This window comes from Pseudorhodobacter sp. MZDSW-24AT (genome assembly GCF_002794355.1).
Classification (GTDB): Bacteria; Pseudomonadota; Alphaproteobacteria; order Rhodobacterales; family Rhodobacteraceae; genus Pseudotabrizicola.
On the sequence record NZ_PGOI01000013.1, the window covers coordinates 178,014 to 193,629 of the forward strand.

A 15,616-nucleotide genomic window follows, 5' to 3' on the forward strand; every position below is an offset into this window, starting at 1 on the left:
TCCTGCCCCCAGATGGAGAGCCAGATGCCTGTCATGCCGACCCGCCGCGCCTTCCTTGCCACATCGTTTCTGATGGCTGTTGCCCCCATGCTGCTGAACACCCCGGTCTTGGCGCATGAAAGCGATCCGTCAGGCTGGCTGATCGAAGCCAAAACGGCGCATGGCCTTTTGGAAAAGGGCGCGCTGCTGCTCGACACCCGGGCAGAGGCTCTGCGAAATGCGCCTCCCCTGCCCGGAGCGATCCCGGTCACATGGCAGGAGTTTTCTCACCCAGACCTCCCGGAAAAGGGCCATTTGCTGAAGGATGACGCGGTCTTGACGGCAAAGCTCCGCGCCTTGGGCGTGTCCGCAGCGGTCCCGGTGATTGTTGTTGCCGATCCTGCCCAAAGCTGGGGGGAAGACGGGCGCATCGTATGGACCCTGCGCGCGCTCGGCCACAGGCAGACCTATCTGGTCAATGGCGGCGTCGCGGCTTTGTTGGCAGAAGGAGAGCTTCCAGAACGCAGCGCAGTCGGCCCCGGGGATTTCACCGTCACCCGGACACCAGCGTTCGAGATCGAAAAGGAAGAGCTTGCCGCCCTCATCGGACAGCCCGATGTGGTCATCCTCGACACGCGCGAGCCGCGCGAATTCTCAGGGGCGACACCTTACGGCGAAACCCGCGGCGGCCATGTGCCGGGCGCAAAGCATGTCTATTTCAAAGACCTGATCGGCGCGGACGGCCGGGCATTGGAAGGCGCGGCCCTGCAGGCCCGGCTCGACAGCCTCGGCATCACCGCCCAGACGCAAGTGGTGTCCTATTGCACCGCCGGAATCCGGTCAGGATTAGTGACAGCCATTCTGCAATCTGCGGGCGTGAACGCGCGCAATTACGCAGGGTCGATGTGGGAATGGTCTGCCGCCGATCCCGCAACCTATCCGCTGGTCACAGAGTAGCACCCGCCACCTCAGCCTGGCGTCACCGACCTGTCACGCGCGCCGAGAGCCCTATCGCACCGCCCCCGCCCTCAGCGATCAGACGCGGCAGGTCAGGTCCTGATCGCGTGGCGGGATGTCCGGAAGAAGCGATCCGCACGGCGCAAGGGATGGCCCATCCAAGGGCCACCCCGCCCACCGGCCTTGGTCCAAAGCCGGCGGCCGTGCAGCCGGATCGGGCGGATGCGTGAACGGCCCCGCGTTTGCCAGCCCGCAAGGGGCGCAGATCCGCACGCGTTGGACCAGCAGCGCCCTTCATGCGCTGACAAACGCGCGCACGAAGGGGGTGGAGGGCCTTGCGCGGATGTCTGGGGGTTTGCCGATCTGCTCGATCCGCCCCATCGACACGACCACCATCAGATCTGCGAGTTCAATCGCCTCTTCCTGACCATGGGTCACAAAGACCGTCGTCAGCCCCGTAGTGTCGTGAATATCGCGCAGGCCTTGGCGCAGTTCCTTACGGACCCTGGCATCCAGCGCACCAAAGGGCTCGTCCAGCAGCCGCATGCGCGGCTCGATTGCCAGCGCACGGGAAAGATCGCCGAGGCGCTGAACTTTGACAAAGTCCCCGGCCCACGTGGCGGCTTGTGGGGCACTTCCACCAGTCTTCGTAACCGCAACGACGAGACCGGCATCTTGAACACGAGCTCTATGTGGGCCGCCTCGTCTGGAACCGACTTCATTTCAGCAAGGATCCGGATACCGGGAAGCAGCACGCGCGGCTGAACCCGGAAGACCGCGTCACCAAGGGGCCAATGGCACATCCGCGGATCATCGACGACACCCTCTGGGACCAAATGAAGGCGCGCCAGGGCGCGATGGAGACCAAGGACACAGATGTGCCGATGAGGGACCGGCGCCGACCAAAGTTTCTCTTCTTCGGCCTGATGGCCTGCTGTTGCTGCGGCGGCAGGTTCTCAAACGTGCCCAAGGACGGCTTCGCCTGCTCCACCGCCCGGAAGAAGGCCAGAGCGGTCTGCACCAACGTGGCAGTGATCAAGCAGGCCAAATTGGAAGCCCGGGTGCTGCTTGCGCTGGAACATCATCTGATGGACGAAGAGGCGGTGCAGATCTTATGCGAGGAATATGCGGTCAGACCCGACGCCTGCGCTCGGCCTGCGGATTGCCAGTGCATGCTGTGATCGACTCATCGGTCCGAACCCAAAATGCCTCGCGGGGAGCGGGGCGTAGAGGGCAAACAGTTTGCATTCAGCGGACGATGAGTTTCAAGGCATTAATATGTATGACGAAATATTTCTTTGGCTGCAGGGGCATGCAACCGCCGCAGCCTACCTGAACTCCGCTGCACTGTGCAATTTGCGAAGCTCGACGAATGCTTACAATCGCCGCAAGGCTGGTTCGATCCCTTCATAACCTAAGACTGTTAGGTTCCAGACTCATTGATTTTCATCGCCACAAGAGTACGTTGGCCGCATGAGCGATGGCTGAGAGGAACAGCGTCGGGCACCTTTAATAGCGCGTTGCGACGCGCCACAAGACCCTTAACTTGGCGAACATGATATCGATGCGACTGCGCCGTTCATAGCAGCGCTTGTCGTAGCCGATCGCCGTGCCGCGTGACTTCCGACCCAAAATACAGGCGTATATTCCCTTGTTTTTCAATGCGTCTCTGAACCAATCCGCATCATAGCCCCACTCGGCGATAGTCCAGTCGGAAACTGCCAGGCTGCTCAGCATGGCCGCGGCCCCAGTGTCGTCGCTGACCGCGCCTGCCGACATAAAGAGCCGGATGGGCCGCCCTGTGGCATCTGTTAAAGCGCACAACTTGGTGTTGAGCCCGGCCTTCGTCCGGCCGATCAGGCGCCTACGCCCCCCTTTTTGACCCGCAGGCTCGAGGCCGTGGGGTGGGCTTTCAGATGGGTGGCATCGATTATGATGGCCTTCTGCTCGGTGCCTTCGATAGCCAGGCCTTCCATCATCCGGGCGAAGATCCCCATGTCGCTCCACCGCTTCCAACGATTGTAGAGCGCCTTCGGCGGGCCATATCCCCTCGGCGCGTCACATCAACGCAACCCATTACGTTTGATTAAAATTACCCCACTCAACAGGCGCCGTTCGTCAGCCCTTGGCTTGCCGTGGGACCTGGGAAAGAACGACCGACGCCGGTCCGTCTGCACGTCGGTCAGCCAGAAAAGATTGCTCATCATTGCCCCCACAGTTCGGAAGCGTGATCCATGCAGCCAGCGCAACCGCAAACGGATTAATGGGTCCTAACCCTTAGGACTTTAACTGTATCGCTCATGGGATGGCCAAGCTGGCGGGAACCCGTCTGCCGGGTTGAACATCGCCGGCGCCCGCGGCATGTGAATGGGCCGGGTGCCACCAGTACCTCGCGCCTCACGACCCAAACAGGCAAAGACGCCAGATGAGACTCCTTTTGGTAGAAACGAACCCTGGCTTGCAGAGTCGCTGAGGGCGGTTCTTTAGCGCGAACGGTTCATCGTGGATCATGCGGGCAGTCTGGAGGCAGCACGGGACGCTGCCATGCTGGGGGCCTTTGATCTGGTCCTGCTTGACAGGTCTTTGCCAGATGGCGGAGGCCTGTCGCTGCTTCCGACGTTAAGGGCGCAAAGGCGGCAGAGTCCAGCGCAGAGCTTAGACTGTGAAGCCCGTTATAGACGCCATGCAAAACGACACAGGGTCAAACCGACCCTGTCGCCCGAAACAAAAGGCTCACGATCAGGCCCATAGGGGTTGCAAGCAGCTGAATGAGTCCAGCTGATGGACGATCCCGAATATCAGCGCGCTCAGGCCGACACCCGCCCAGAGGCCATATTTGTTCAGCGCATTCGCGATCACGCCTCGGAACAGAAAATCTTCGCCGATCGGGGTCAAGATTGCTCCGCCAACAAAGGCAAGGGCAAAGGGAAAAATTCCTGACTGCATGGCGACATGCAGCACCGCTTGAGTGTCCGCTTCCGAGAAACCGAAAACATTCCTGTATAGGTCCTGAATAAGGATGCTTGCGCCAAAGCCCCCGGCACCTAAGCCCACCGCAAGGAAAAGCCATGGCGCTGGCACGCGCCGAAGGCCAAGCGCGGCAAGGCTTCGGCCGCTGGTCAGATACACCGTGGCAAAGCCTGAAAGACCCGCCACCGCGCCGCCATAGGATGCCAAGATGCTTTGCAAAACCGCACGATCGCTGCCGACAGAGCCGACCACGAGCGCAGCCCAAAGAAGGGCGATGTGAAATGCGGCCAAGCCAACGGCTATTGCGGAGAGGGTTGGCGGTTTGCTTGGCCTGAAGACTGGGGTGCTGGTGTACATTGTGACATTCCTGATCTTGGCCGACAGCACGCATCCACGATGGCAGGCGCGCCGGGGCCAACGCGTGCGCTGTGCAAGATGCCCCGCGGGAGGGCGGGCCATGGTTTGCTGGAACAGGCAGGTCATCGGCGTGGATGTGACCGTGCCCATTCCAAGCGGTTTACGAAGATGATCCAGATTTATCGGAGCTTTGCCTTTACAGGTTCCGGCCTGTCAGCCCCAAAACGCCGGCCGTCTGGATCAAATGGCAACCCAAAGCCAGTCAGCATTCCCTGCGGCTTGGGTCGCGGTCGCAACGCTGTGCGCGGGCGCGGTCAGAGATGATCTGGGCATTGAGCGCGGTCTCGCTGGTGAGGTTTTGCAGTTGTGCCCGTTCCAGCGCAGAGCGATCGTCCTGCACGCAGCCGGCCAAAACGCCCATGACGGCCACGAGCCCAAGAATGTGGGTCGTCGTTCGCGACCCCTGCGACACCGAGGTATTGTCCATTTGATTTTCCTTTCGAAGGACTGAATGCCTGCTTGCGGCGGCGGGCCGCATGGCTGCGACCCTCCGTCGCCGTGCAAAGAGCCGACGAAGATTGCGTGAACATGGCGCGGACAAAAGAATTCAACCCGCTGCCGACGCTCTGTCAGGCATATCGCGGGGCGGCGCTGCCCTGAAACGTGTCAGGCGCGTTCCATGTCTTGGTTTTTGCGGTGACGGTCCGCCCATGCCCCCGGCGCAAGCCCCTCGTGGCGGGCGAAAGCCGTGGCAAAGGCGCTGACCGAACCATAACCGACACGGTGCGCTATTTCGGCAGTGGTCAGATCACGGCGCAACAGCAAGTCGCGCGCGACCGCCATGCGCCATGACCTTGCATATTCCATCGGCGCAGAGCCAAGCGCCTCTTTGAAACGTTCAAAGAAGATTGAGCGTGACAAACCCGCCTCGCGGGCCAATGTCGCCACCGACAGGCCAGTCTCTGTGGCGTTGTGAATCTGGTAGAGTGCGGCACGAAGTTTTGGGTCCGTCAACCCGCGCAAAAGACCGGGCAGACAGGTGTCACCTTTGTAGGATCGCAACGCCTCTATCATCAGCACTTCGAGCAGCCGCTCCAGCATCATGCCTCGGGCGGGCCGATCTTCGCGGGTCTCCTCATGCACCATCTTCACGAGCGCCAGCAGCCGTTCTTGGCCCGAGACATGGATCATCTGCGGAAGCAGCGACAGCAGCAGGGTCTTGTCCGGCGCGTCAAATCGCCAGTGCCCGACCAGTGCCTCCATCTTTAGTGGCCCGTCTGACGGACCAAGGCGAAACAGGCCGGGTCCGGTTTCAAACGGCGGCCGGAGCGCAGCTTTCGGGGGCGGGTCCTCGCTTGTCATCGTAAAATGGTTCGCGGCTGGCACCATGATAAAATCGCCAGCAGAGAGCATGACAGTCGGTTGATCCTGCACGGTGATGACCGCGCGGCCCGTGACGATCGCGGCATAGAACGGATTTGCCATGTCGCGGCGTTCCACGTGCCAGCGCCCTCTGGCCACGACCGCCTTTGCAATATCCGGGCGTGGTTTCAGCAAGGCGATAACGCTGGACAAAGGGTCTTGCGGGGCGTCAGGCATGATCCGGACTTTTGATGAATTTTATCGGATTTACGAATATAGATCATCCGCGACGTCGGGTCTACCTCTCTGCCACACAGACAAGGAGAGTTCATTTGCCCCGTATTCTTATCACCGGCTGTTCGTCTGGATTTGGCCAAGCCATCGCCGCCCATTTTCTTGATGAAGGTTGGGAGGTCATCGCCACAATGCGGTCCCCTGCGCAAAGCCGTTTGCCGGACTCGGCACGGCTGCGCATCCTGTCGCTGGACGTGACAGACCCGCTGAGCATCCAGACTGCGCTGGCAGAGGCCGGACCACTTGATGCGCTGGTCAACAATGCCGGAGTGGGGATGTTGAACGTGCTTGAAGGCGCCAGTATCGAGAAGGCGCGCGCGCTGTTCGAGATTAACGTTCTTGGCACTCTGGCAGTGACGCAGGCTGCGATGCCTGCGATGCGACAGCGCAAAAAGGGTGTGATCGTGAACATCGGTTCCAGCGTCACCCTGCGCGCCTTTCCGGCCCTGTCGATTTACACCGCCAGCAAGGCGGCCATAAACGCCTTTACCCAGAGCTTTGCCCTTGAAGCGGCAGAGTTTGGGGTGCGGGCGCATGTTGTGCTGCCGGGCAGCGCGCCGGAGACGTCTTTTGGCAAGAACGCGGTGGCGCGCATGGGGATGGATGTGCCGGATGCCTATGGTCCGTTTGTGAACGGATATTTGCAATCCCTTCGGAATGGCACCGAAAAGACATCCGCACGCGATGTGGCACAAGCGGTCTGGCGCGCCGTCACCGATGCCAATGCCCCGATGATGCTGCCAGCCGGGCCGGATGCAGAAGCCTTGTTCCAAAGCGTCAATCGCCACGCGGCGTGATCCGCGCACGTCGCCATACCCCACGGCAGGCCCCCCTGCCGTGGTTCATCCAAGGACCCCATACATGAACCGTTTGATTGATCTTGCCCGGCACGTGCCGACGTCAGAGGCCGCTTTGACGATCGCCTATACACCGATCCGGCTGACGCTGCCGAACCGTCAGGCTCTGGAGCTTCGGCTGACCGCACCGGCCTTTGGCCGTGATCTTCCCATCCTTTTGTTTTCGCATGGCTATGGTCCGTCGCTCTCTCTTCCGTCCAAGGATGGCTATGCGCCGCTTGTCCAGTTTTGGGCAGAGCGGGGCTTTGCCGTCATCCAGTCGACCCATGCCAGTTCCCGGATCGGCGGGTTGGGGCAGGATGGTGCTGACGCGCCCTTTTACTGGCGCGAAAGAGTGGCAGAGATGCGCGCGATCCTTGATCGGCTGCACGAGGTGGAGGTGCAGGCCCCTGCGGTGGCGGGACGCCTGAACCATGACCGGATCGCGGTGGCGGGGCATTCGTTCGGCGGGCACACAGCCGCGCTTTTGCTTGGGGCCCGGTTGGGTGGAGAGGATTTTTCCGATCCGCGGATCAGGGGAGCCGTGCTGTTGGCCGCACCGGGGCGGGGCGGGAAAGACCTGACACCGGAAAGTGCTGCGAGCTTTCCGTTTTTTGATGTGGACTTCAGCCCCATCAAAAATCCGATCCTTGTGGTCTGCGGTGCCACCGACAATCCTCATTTCACGGCGCGCGGTCCCGAGTGGCATGCGGATGCGTTTACCGATGCGCCGGGGGCAAATGCCCTTCTGACGATTGCGAGCGTGGGTCATGGCCTTGGGGGCATCGCCGGACTGGATGCAAAAGAGACAGAGGCCGAAATTCCCGACGCGCTTGAGGCGACGCGACGTCTGTCGCTGGCATGGCTTTACAAAACCTTGGGCTTTGACACAGGCCTGTGGGAAACAGCACGTTCTGTCCTGAATGGTGTTGGGGCCGATTTGGCTGTTCTGGTGGAAAAGGCGAAATAGCCGGCCCCCCCTAGATTGGCACGTCCCCGCGCAGAGTGCCGACACCAGCACCGAGGAGAACACCGATGGCCCTTAACGTGATGCGCGCCCGTGGCGACGGGAAAGGCCCTGTCCGTCGTCGGCGTGCAGCCGAACTCTTGCCGGTCATGCGGCGGAGCATCGGCAAGATCGTGCGGATTCTGGTTGCCCTGTGCCTCACCACTTTGACTTCGCAGGTCAGCGCCCAAACAAAGGGGGCGACGGAAACAGAGGGGAGACAGGTCTTGCAGGAAGAACTGACAGCTTCGGGTCCGGCAGGCGCACTCAAGGGCACCCTGACCCTTCCTGATGACGGGGAAACGCTTCGCGGGAACACGCCGGCCTTCCTGATCGTGCCCGGCTCTGGGCCGACGGATCGCGATGGCAATTCGCCGCTGGGCATCGCGGCCGCGCCCTATAAACTGCTTGCCGAAGCCCTCGCCAGCCGGGGCTTTCCTTCGCTGCGCATCGACAAACGCGGTATGTTCGGGTCCAAAGACGCGGTTTCCAATCCGAATGATGTGACGATTGACCGTTATGGCGATGATCTTGTTGCGTGGGCATCCGCGATACAGGCGCGGCTTCCTGCCGGGACGGGCGCACGCTGCATCATTCCCATCGGCCACAGCGAAGGCGGCCTTGTCGCGCTTGCCGCGGTGGGGCGTCTTCCAAATGCCTGTGGGATCATCTTGATCGCCAGCATTGGCCGACCCATGGATCAGGTGATTTCAGAGCAGTTGCGCGCCAATCCCGCGAACGCCCCCTTCCTTGCAGAAGCCGAAGCAGCCCTTGCAACGCTGAAGCAGGGCGAACGGGTTGACCAAAGCACCCTAAGCCCAGCGCTGCTGCCGCTGTTCGCGACAGAGGTTCAGGGCTTTTTGGTGGACACGATGTCTTATGACCCGGTGGAACTGGCCGCCACAACACAGGTGCCGATGCTGATTGTGCAAGGCCTGCGCGATATCCAAGTCACGCAGAAAGACGCGAGGATGCTTGCTGCGGCGGCACCCAAGGCCCAGCTTGCCCTGATCCCTGACGTCAATCACGCGCTGAAGGTGGTGGAGACTGACGAGCTTTCCGCCAATCTGTCGACCTATGCCAACCCTGCCCTTCCGATCTCTTCCGCCGTTGTCGAGGTGATCGAACGGTTCACGGCAGAGGTGATGGGGCGGCAGGCGAAGGAAATCGACTAAGCGAGGCACAGGCCCTTTTCGCCAGAGCTTACCCAGCGGGAGCGGCGGCCTTCAAAGCCGCGACGATTGCGGCCGCTTCTGCCGCAAGGTGCCGTCGCGTCGGGGTGATCCCCAAAACCACCATGCGCCAGTACAGCGGTGCTGGCAGCAGATCCAGCGCTAAGTCACGATCAAGGCTGTGCCCCAATTCCCCGCGCTGGATCGCACGGTCAAGGATGATCTGCGCCCGTTCCCTGCGCGCAAGAGCCACCTGCGTGTTGAGATCGCGCATCGGCGCGGAGCGCGCGGCCTCGGCATGCAGGTCTGGCAGGATGCGCCGGATCAGGGGGTGGCGGAACACAGCGCGCAAGCGCATCAGGAACGCCAGAACATCGGCCTCTAGGCTTCCATGATCTTCGGGCATGGCAATCGTCAGACCAAGCTCTGATACTGCCGCTTTTGCAAAATCATGATGTGACGAAAAGCGACGATATATCGCCGCCTTGCCTGCTCCGGCCCGCGAGGCGACCCTTTCCAGACTGATGGCGGCGAAGCCCCGCTCCGCCCATTCGTCAAAAAAGGCGCGATAAAGGGCTTCGGTCAATTTGGCACTTGGCACGGCTGCGCCGGATGGCTTTCGTCCGGAATTTTGGATGGAACGGTTGCGTTTCAACGATTGCGCCCTTATATGGTCGATACGTTACCGTATCATCCATATGAGGTTTCACTATGGCTGACAAGTTCGATCACTTTTCTGACCTTCTCTGCGCCGCTCTGGGTGAGCGGCTGCACCCCGCAGACAGCCTGCTTGGCATGTTTGCAGAGGATGTCATTTTCGAATTTCCCTATGCGCCCGATGGGCTTCCCAAACGACTGGACGGGAGAGCGGCGCTTGCGGCGCACCTAGAGCGAATTGGCCCCTTGCTCAGCTTTGGCACGATGGAACTGGGCGATGTTCATGCGGCAGGCGAAACGGTGATCTTTGAATTTGCCTGCGCAGGCGCGGGCGCCAAGACACGCGAGCCTTACAATCAAAGCTATATTTCCGTGGTCACGCTGCGCGACGGTCGTATCGCGCGGTATAGGGATTACTGGAACCCGCTCGTCGTGGTGCAGGCCTTCGGTGGCCCGGAGGCCGCTGCCGCCGCATTCAAAGGGGCTGCGTCATGAGTGGTGCAAAGGTTCTTGTGACTGGCGGCACGGGCAAAACCGGCCGCCGCGTGGCCTCGCTGTTGACCGCAGCCGGGATTGACGTGGCCATTGGCACACGTCGGCCCCAAACGCCAAAGGACAGGCGTTTCGATTGGACGGAAGCCTCTTCTGCGGCGGCCTTTGATGCAATGGACGCGGTCTATCTGGTGGCCCCAACCGATCGCACAGACCATTTGGCCGTCATGGCACCGCTTCTGAACGAAGCCCTTGACCGTGGCGTCCGGCGGTTTGTGTTGCTCAGTTCGTCACTGCTTCCGCCCGGTGGTCCGATGATGGGTGAGGTCCATGCATGGTTGGCAAACAATGCGCCGGAATGGGCCGTGCTTCGCCCCTCGTGGTTCATGCAGAACTTTTCCGAAGGGCCGCATGCCGCAACAATCCGCGACGGCGGGATACTCTATTCGGCGACCGGCACCGGGCGTGTTGGCTTTATCGATGCCGATGACATCGCGGCCACCGCCGCCATGGCCTTGACGGCTGCCCTGCCGCTCAATTCCGATATCGTGCTGACAGGCCCTGATGCGCTGAGCTACGATGACGCCGCTCAGATCATCTCGTCCGTTCTTGGCAGACAGATCCGCCATGCCTCACTTGACCCGGCGGCGCTTATTGCGCGATTTGTGGCGCAGGGCTTGCCCGCTGACTATGCAACAACGCTTGCGGGGTTGGATGCAGATATCGCAGCGGGCGCCGAAGATTACACGACCTCGGGCGTTGAACAGGTGGCCGGGCAGCGGCCTACGTCTTTCCAAACCTTTGCCAAGCGTGCGCGGAAAAGCTGGGCATGACAGCCCGATAGCTGCGGCCAAGGCGCTGCGGGCTGCAGCATCCTTTCGCGGAAAGAGGGCGTCTGCCCTTGGCAGCCCACTTTGGGTCACTCATTCGCAATCGGCGGTGTTCGGACCGGGCCGGACTTGGACGTGGACCACCAGATGATCCCTGTGATGATCAAGATCCCGACGCTGGGCACAAGGTTGACGGGCGTGCCGACGGTTTGGCCACGGCTGCCAAGGTCTGCCCCGATATCGAGGTGGAGCATCATGGCAAGACCAAGGGCACTGACGTTGTAAACGCCATGCAGCACCACGGCAATCTCAAGGCCCCCCGTCCTCCAGGTGATGATCGCCATGGAACCGAACAGCACGAGGTAGGACCCAAGGATGTAGGGGGCCAGACTGCCGTGAAGCACCGAGAACACCACGGTCGTCACAACAATACCAAGGGCCGCCCCAGACCGCGGCCCGCCTGTCCAACTGCCGATCACGCGGAACATCAGGCCCCGAAGCCCATATTCCTCGCCAGCGGCGGCGAGCGGCGTCAGAGTCATGCCAATGACGAAGAACGCGACCAGATCGGCCTTGCTCCACACGATCGCATCATCTGGCGTCAAGAAAACACCGACCGACATGACGACCAGCAAAAGCGGGCCAAAGGCCAGCAGGGCGCGGCCAAAGACGCCAAAGCGAAACCGCCCGGCGACGGAGTGAAGCGATCGTGCGGGCAGGCCGTAAAGCCAGCGCTGAAGCACCATGCTGTAGGGAATGAGCAAAGCCAAGGACAGCGAACCCGCAGCAAATTGCAACGGCGTGAATCCGGTTCGACCAAGAAGGTGCGTATCAATCGCCGAAGCGGCGGCAAGACAGATTTGCGCGAAGATAACCAAACCTGCGATCAGCGCTGCAATCGCGATCAGCCCCCGGCCAATCCGTCGGCCTGCCCCTGCGTAAACACGGTGATATTCCGCATCAGGCGGCACCTTATCTGCCCGAAGGCAAGTGTCGTTTTGCAAGAACCAGCTTGTTCCTGACATGCTCATCGTTCCCATATCCTTCTTTCAGCGCGTCAGAGCAGCCAAGCTGTCACTGACGCCCGACACGGTGGCCGCGCAAAGCCCTGCCGATTGATCCCCTCGCCCCAAGGCTGACAGAGTCAGTCGCGAAGCCGTTTCATGAAAAAATGCCGCGCCTCGTGATCGGGATAGCCCTCGATCCGGCCAAATTCGGTGTAGCCCAGACGGCGGTAAAACTCTGGCGCTTGAAACGAAAAGGTATCCAGCCAGATGCCATCCATCCCGCGGGCGCGCGCCTCGTCTTCAAGGCGCGCCATCAGATGGCCACCGATCCCCTTGCCCCGCCCCTCTTGTCCCACGGCAAGAAGTTCGACGAAGACCCATTTCAAATCGGGCGAAAAGCGCGCGACGAGGCCGCCAAGATAAAGCGTCTCTTCATAAGCCTCAAACGCCACCGTTTCGGATCTGAACGACTGTCCCTTGGCCTTGGAGTGGTCATCCAGAAGCGCCAGAATTCGTGTGCGTGCGGCATCCTCGTCGCCGTCGGCTGGGCGGATCTCGGTCATGATGGAATGTCCCGTCTAGGTGTGCAGGGGGAGAGATGCCCCCATGATGGCCTTATCTTGCGGTGCCCCGCCCTGCCCCGATTTGCACTTTGTTCAAATGGTGTGGAGCGACGGGTGCGCAGGTCATCAGGCCGTCCTTTCGGTTTGCTTTGGCGTGACGCCATGACTGACGGTTGCGCTGGTGACTGATGCGCCTAGTCGGAAGGCCGGACCTGAAGCCCGGTCCACCGCGCCGCAAACGCCCACATGTCGGCGTATTCGTCGATCACCATATGGGTCGGTTTGCCAGAACCATGACCTGCGCGGGTGTCAACGCGCAGAAGACGCGGACGATTGCCCAGATCGGCGGCCTGCACCGTGGCGGCATATTTGAACGAATGGGCGGGAACAACGCGGTTGTCCGTATCCGCCGTGTTGATCAGGATGGCGGGATAGCGCGCGCCCTCTTGGATCGTGTGAAGGGGCGAATAGGCGTGCAGGGTGTGAAACTCTGCCTCGACAGCCGGGTTGCCAAATTCCATGATCCAGGTGGAGCCGCTGGTAAAGCGGTCAAAGCGCAGCATATCAAGCACGCCAACACTGGGCAGAGCCGCGGCAAACAGATCGGGCCTTTGGTTGACCACCGCGCCAACAAGCAACCCGCCGTTGGACTCTCCGTGGATCGCCAGCCCATCTGGTGGCGTGATCCCTTGGTCTATCAGATAGTCCCCGGCGGCGATGAAATCGTCGAACACGGTTTGCTTGTTGGCCCGCCGCCCGGCGTGATGCCAAGCCTGTCCGTATTCCCCCCCGCCCCGGATGTTTGCCAAGGCATAGGTGCCGCCCTGTTCCACCCATGCCATGGCGGCGGCCGAGAAATGCGGCACCATGCTGATGCCGAACCCGCCATAGGCCGTCAGCATCGTTGGGGAGGGGCCGATAACATCCGTGCGCCGGACGACAAAGAGAGGCACCCGGGTGCCATCCTTTGACTTATAAAACCGCGGCTCGACAGAAATCTTTCGCAAATCAACCGCGAGTTCGGGGGCCGCCCATACCGTCGTGCGCTTGGCCGCAACATCAAGGCGCAGAACCGTCAGCGGCGCGTCATAACTGGTAAAGGCAAAGAAGGCCTCGTTCTTGCCGGGACGGCCCTGCACGATCCCGGTGCTACCGGGCCCCGGCAGCGAGACTGTGGCATCAAACGAGCCATCCAGCCGGTACAGGTTCACCTGTGACTGCACATCGACGGTGTAGGACACCAAAAGCCGGTCGCCCAGCACAGCCGATCCGCCTTCGCGCAGCACCGCATCGGGCCGTTCCGGAATAAGCTCTGAAACCTCGGGCTGCGGCTCTGTCAGATCGAGCGTCACGATCCGACCCCGCGGCGCATCCTTTTGCGTCGCAAAATAAAGCGTGGTGCCGATATTGCCCAACAGGACCCACCGATCGTCATGGCCCTGCACGATGGGCCTTGGGTCTGAACCGGGCACAGTCAGATCGGTGACCGTCACCGCGACGCCCCCGGTCAGCGCAGAGGTGTAGATGATCAGAAAACGGCCATCGGCGGTGACATCCACCGTATGCAGCAGCGCTTGGCCCGGTGTTGCCGGGTGGATCAGCCGATCTTCGGACTGCGGAGTGCCAAGCCGGTGGAAATAGACAGCATGGCCCTCTACGCTGGCGCTGAACGCCGCCCCTGCCTCGGGCTCGGGGAAGCGGGAGTAATAGAACCCCGACCCATCGGGATGCCACGCAAGGGTGGTAAAGCGGGCCCAGTCTAGCGTGTCATCCAGCAACGCGCCTGTCGCCGTCTCCATCACCCGAATGCTGCGCCAATCGGACCCGCCGTCTTGCATGGCAAACGCCACATGGGCGCCATCTGCAGAGGCAACCCATTCGGCCATGGCCACGCTGCCATCTTGTGACCACGTGTTCGGGTCAATCAGGACTTGATCTGCACCATCGACACTGTTTCGCATCAAAAGCTGCGTCTGATTGTCGAGCCCGCCACTGCGGGTAAAGAAATATCGGCCGCCACGTTCTGCCGGGGGCGACAGGGTTTCGTGATCGAGGATGGCTGTCAGCCGCTGACGAAAGGTATCGCGGCCATCAAGGCTTTGAAGATACGCCGCCGAGAGCGCGTTTTGCGCCTTTATCCAGTGCGCAACCTCGACATCCTCTTTCGGGTCGTTTTCCAGCCAGCGATACGGATCGGCGACTGTCACACCGAAATGCACCTCGGCGGCCGCGGTCTGGCGGGTTTCGGGATAGATCATGGGCGCAGTCTCCTCTGCAACGGTTGGGGCACCTGACAGCAGCAGCGCGATGGCCGTGCCACGAAAACGGCACAGCGCACGGGCACAGGCGCGGCCCAAGGTCCGGGGGGAAAGGGCTGTCATCAGGTCGGCTCCTCTTTTTGTGCGGGCGCAGCTTTCGGCGCGGGGCCGTCAGTCGACAGGGTCACAAATGGGCAGTGTCGCCCCCGCACGGATCGCCGCGATGATGCGGGACGTGGCGTCTTGTGCCGTCACGCGGGCCCCATCATTGATCACGGCAGAGCTGATCTCTTCGTCCACCAGTCGCATGGCGGCGGTGATGGAGGCGGCACAAAGCCTGACCTCAAAATCATCCGCAGGACGCGATGCCCGGTGGGCGACGATGGCGACAAGTTCCCTCTCGGCCTCGTCGCAGGCCATCAGCCACGCCGACCGGAGCGCAGGTTCGCGATACAAGATTGCGAGGATGCGGACAGCGGCGATGCTGTCGCGCACAAAGGCCTCGTCAGCGGCGAAAGCGGCCATGGACCGACCCAGAAACTGCTCGATACTCTCGGACTTGGGCCATTGCCCGAGAAGCGCCGCAAAGCGAAGCTCGCTCACCTTTAACACGGGTTCGACACAGGCCTCTTTCGACCTGAAATACCGCCAGACGGTGCGCGTCGATATCCCTGCCGCCGCCGCGATGTCATCGCCGCTGGTCGCCTCGAAGCCCTTTTCCCAGAACAGCCTTGCGGCGTGCCGGGAGACGTCAAGCCGGGCATCCGTCACTCTTGATCCGTCTGGCACTCTCTCGCCTTTCCTCGCTCTTGTTCGGTCAGGGGGGCTGCTAATCACGCCCCACCCTGTCACTAAGTGACACGCATGATATGTCAC

General features: G+C 61.5%; 15 protein-coding genes and 3 pseudogenes. 8 read left to right on the forward strand and 10 right to left on the reverse strand.

All coding sequences use genetic code 11. The features are described from left to right. Window positions 1–24 precede the first annotated feature (24 nt). Window positions 25–936 carry a sulfurtransferase gene (locus CUR21_RS17550; RefSeq protein ID WP_232622848.1) on the forward strand — a complete coding sequence of 304 codons (912 nt, stop codon included), beginning with the start codon at window positions 25–27 and terminating at the stop codon, window positions 934–936. 294 nt (window positions 937–1,230) lie between these two features. Here CUR21_RS17550 and CUR21_RS17555 read toward each other — a convergent pair. Continuing rightward, window positions 1,231–1,512 (reverse strand): annotated as a pseudogene (locus tag CUR21_RS17555) (putative 2-aminoethylphosphonate ABC transporter ATP-binding protein); the annotation flags it as partial. Between the two features lie 107 nt (window positions 1,513–1,619). On the opposite strand from CUR21_RS17555, the pseudogene CUR21_RS19090 reads away from it, so the two are divergent. After that, a pseudogene (locus CUR21_RS19090) lies at window positions 1,620–1,772 on the forward strand (recombinase family protein); the annotation flags it as partial. 48 nt (window positions 1,773–1,820) lie between these two features. Continuing rightward, the gene (locus CUR21_RS19095; protein ID WP_369802549.1) at window positions 1,821–2,117 is read left to right on the forward strand and encodes a recombinase zinc beta ribbon domain-containing protein; all 297 of its coding nucleotides are present in this window, start codon (window positions 1,821–1,823) and stop codon (window positions 2,115–2,117) included. A 265-nt stretch (window positions 2,118–2,382) separates the two neighbouring features. Here CUR21_RS19095 and CUR21_RS17565 read toward each other — a convergent pair. The 4 genes and pseudogenes from CUR21_RS17565 to CUR21_RS17585 all read right to left on the reverse strand — a co-directional run bounded on the left by CUR21_RS17565 (window position 2,383) and on the right by CUR21_RS17585 (window position 5,862). Next, window positions 2,383–3,140: pseudogene (locus tag CUR21_RS17565) on the reverse strand (IS5 family transposase). Between the two features lie 535 nt (window positions 3,141–3,675). Then, window positions 3,676–4,263, reverse strand: coding sequence for a CPBP family intramembrane glutamic endopeptidase (locus tag CUR21_RS17575; RefSeq protein WP_157792055.1), 588 nt, complete (start codon window positions 4,261–4,263; stop codon window positions 3,676–3,678). 262 nt (window positions 4,264–4,525) lie between these two features. Continuing rightward, the gene (locus CUR21_RS17580; RefSeq protein WP_100198369.1) at window positions 4,526–4,750 is read right to left on the reverse strand and encodes a hypothetical protein; all 225 of its coding nucleotides are present in this window, start codon (window positions 4,748–4,750) and stop codon (window positions 4,526–4,528) included. Window positions 4,751–4,929: 179 nt separating this feature from the next. After that, window positions 4,930–5,862: an AraC family transcriptional regulator gene (locus CUR21_RS17585; RefSeq protein ID WP_100198370.1), complete on the reverse strand. Its 933-nt coding sequence runs from the start codon at window positions 5,860–5,862 to the stop codon at window positions 4,930–4,932. 95 nt (window positions 5,863–5,957) lie between these two features. On the opposite strand from CUR21_RS17585, the gene CUR21_RS17590 reads away from it, so the two are divergent. The 3 genes from CUR21_RS17590 to CUR21_RS17600 all read left to right on the forward strand — a co-directional run bounded on the left by CUR21_RS17590 (window position 5,958) and on the right by CUR21_RS17600 (window position 8,936). Continuing rightward, window positions 5,958–6,716: an SDR family oxidoreductase gene (locus tag CUR21_RS17590; protein WP_100198371.1), complete on the forward strand. Its 759-nt coding sequence runs from the start codon at window positions 5,958–5,960 to the stop codon at window positions 6,714–6,716. A 64-nt stretch (window positions 6,717–6,780) separates the two neighbouring features. Further along, on the forward strand, window positions 6,781–7,725 hold the full coding sequence (locus CUR21_RS17595) for a dienelactone hydrolase (protein ID WP_100198372.1): 945 nt from the start codon (window positions 6,781–6,783) through the stop codon (window positions 7,723–7,725). A gap of 65 nt (window positions 7,726–7,790) precedes the next feature. Beyond that, window positions 7,791–8,936, forward strand: coding sequence for an alpha/beta hydrolase (locus CUR21_RS17600; RefSeq protein ID WP_232622849.1), 1,146 nt, complete (start codon window positions 7,791–7,793; stop codon window positions 8,934–8,936). Window positions 8,937–8,964: 28 nt separating this feature from the next. On the opposite strand, the gene CUR21_RS17605 is transcribed toward CUR21_RS17600, so the two are convergent. Continuing rightward, complete coding sequence (locus CUR21_RS17605) at window positions 8,965–9,519, reverse strand: TetR/AcrR family transcriptional regulator (protein ID WP_232622850.1); 555 nt, start codon at window positions 9,517–9,519, stop codon at window positions 8,965–8,967. A 125-nt stretch (window positions 9,520–9,644) separates the two neighbouring features. On the opposite strand from CUR21_RS17605, the gene CUR21_RS17610 reads away from it, so the two are divergent. Next, window positions 9,645–10,085: a nuclear transport factor 2 family protein gene (locus tag CUR21_RS17610; protein WP_100198374.1), complete on the forward strand. Its 441-nt coding sequence runs from the start codon at window positions 9,645–9,647 to the stop codon at window positions 10,083–10,085. Next, window positions 10,082–10,915: an NAD-dependent epimerase/dehydratase family protein gene (locus tag CUR21_RS17615; RefSeq protein ID WP_100198375.1), complete on the forward strand. Its 834-nt coding sequence runs from the start codon at window positions 10,082–10,084 to the stop codon at window positions 10,913–10,915. Before CUR21_RS17610 ends, CUR21_RS17615 begins: the two co-directional genes overlap by 4 nt. A gap of 86 nt (window positions 10,916–11,001) precedes the next feature. On the opposite strand, the gene CUR21_RS17620 is transcribed toward CUR21_RS17615, so the two are convergent. The 4 genes from CUR21_RS17620 to CUR21_RS17635 all read right to left on the reverse strand — a co-directional run bounded on the left by CUR21_RS17620 (window position 11,002) and on the right by CUR21_RS17635 (window position 15,511). Continuing rightward, window positions 11,002–11,943: a CPBP family intramembrane glutamic endopeptidase gene (locus tag CUR21_RS17620; protein WP_100198376.1), complete on the reverse strand. Its 942-nt coding sequence runs from the start codon at window positions 11,941–11,943 to the stop codon at window positions 11,002–11,004. A gap of 113 nt (window positions 11,944–12,056) precedes the next feature. Continuing rightward, on the reverse strand, window positions 12,057–12,482 hold the full coding sequence (locus tag CUR21_RS17625; RefSeq protein WP_100198377.1) for an N-acetyltransferase: 426 nt from the start codon (window positions 12,480–12,482) through the stop codon (window positions 12,057–12,059). Between the two features lie 194 nt (window positions 12,483–12,676). Then, window positions 12,677–14,863 carry a prolyl oligopeptidase family protein gene (locus CUR21_RS17630; RefSeq protein WP_198431744.1) on the reverse strand — a complete coding sequence of 729 codons (2,187 nt, stop codon included), beginning with the start codon at window positions 14,861–14,863 and terminating at the stop codon, window positions 12,677–12,679. A gap of 48 nt (window positions 14,864–14,911) precedes the next feature. Next, window positions 14,912–15,511, reverse strand: a complete 600-nt coding sequence (locus tag CUR21_RS17635; protein ID WP_232622851.1) for a TetR/AcrR family transcriptional regulator — start codon at window positions 15,509–15,511, stop codon at window positions 14,912–14,914. Window positions 15,512–15,616 lie beyond the last annotated feature (105 nt).

What these genes read in the sequence shown, in the direction of transcription:
- CUR21_RS17550 (WP_232622848.1), top strand. Translation starts at nt 25, where the DNA reads ATGCCTGTCATGCCGACCCGCCGCGCCTTCCTTGCCACATCGTTTCTG.
- CUR21_RS19095 (WP_369802549.1), top strand. Translation starts at nt 1,821, where the DNA reads ATGAGGGACCGGCGCCGACCAAAGTTTCTCTTCTTCGGCCTGATGGCC.
- CUR21_RS17575 (WP_157792055.1), bottom strand. Translation starts at nt 4,263, where the DNA reads ATGTACACCAGCACCCCAGTCTTCAGGCCAAGCAAACCGCCAACCCTC.
- CUR21_RS17580 (WP_100198369.1), bottom strand. Translation starts at nt 4,750, where the DNA reads ATGGACAATACCTCGGTGTCGCAGGGGTCGCGAACGACGACCCACATT.
- CUR21_RS17585 (WP_100198370.1), bottom strand. Translation starts at nt 5,862, where the DNA reads ATGCCTGACGCCCCGCAAGACCCTTTGTCCAGCGTTATCGCCTTGCTG.
- CUR21_RS17595 (WP_100198372.1), top strand. Translation starts at nt 6,781, where the DNA reads ATGAACCGTTTGATTGATCTTGCCCGGCACGTGCCGACGTCAGAGGCC.
- CUR21_RS17600 (WP_232622849.1), top strand. Translation starts at nt 7,791, where the DNA reads ATGGCCCTTAACGTGATGCGCGCCCGTGGCGACGGGAAAGGCCCTGTC.
- CUR21_RS17610 (WP_100198374.1), top strand. Translation starts at nt 9,645, where the DNA reads ATGGCTGACAAGTTCGATCACTTTTCTGACCTTCTCTGCGCCGCTCTG.
- CUR21_RS17615 (WP_100198375.1), top strand. Translation starts at nt 10,082, where the DNA reads ATGAGTGGTGCAAAGGTTCTTGTGACTGGCGGCACGGGCAAAACCGGC.
- CUR21_RS17620 (WP_100198376.1), bottom strand. Translation starts at nt 11,943, where the DNA reads ATGAGCATGTCAGGAACAAGCTGGTTCTTGCAAAACGACACTTGCCTT.
- CUR21_RS17625 (WP_100198377.1), bottom strand. Translation starts at nt 12,482, where the DNA reads ATGACCGAGATCCGCCCAGCCGACGGCGACGAGGATGCCGCACGCACA.
- CUR21_RS17630 (WP_198431744.1), bottom strand. Translation starts at nt 14,863, where the DNA reads ATGACAGCCCTTTCCCCCCGGACCTTGGGCCGCGCCTGTGCCCGTGCG.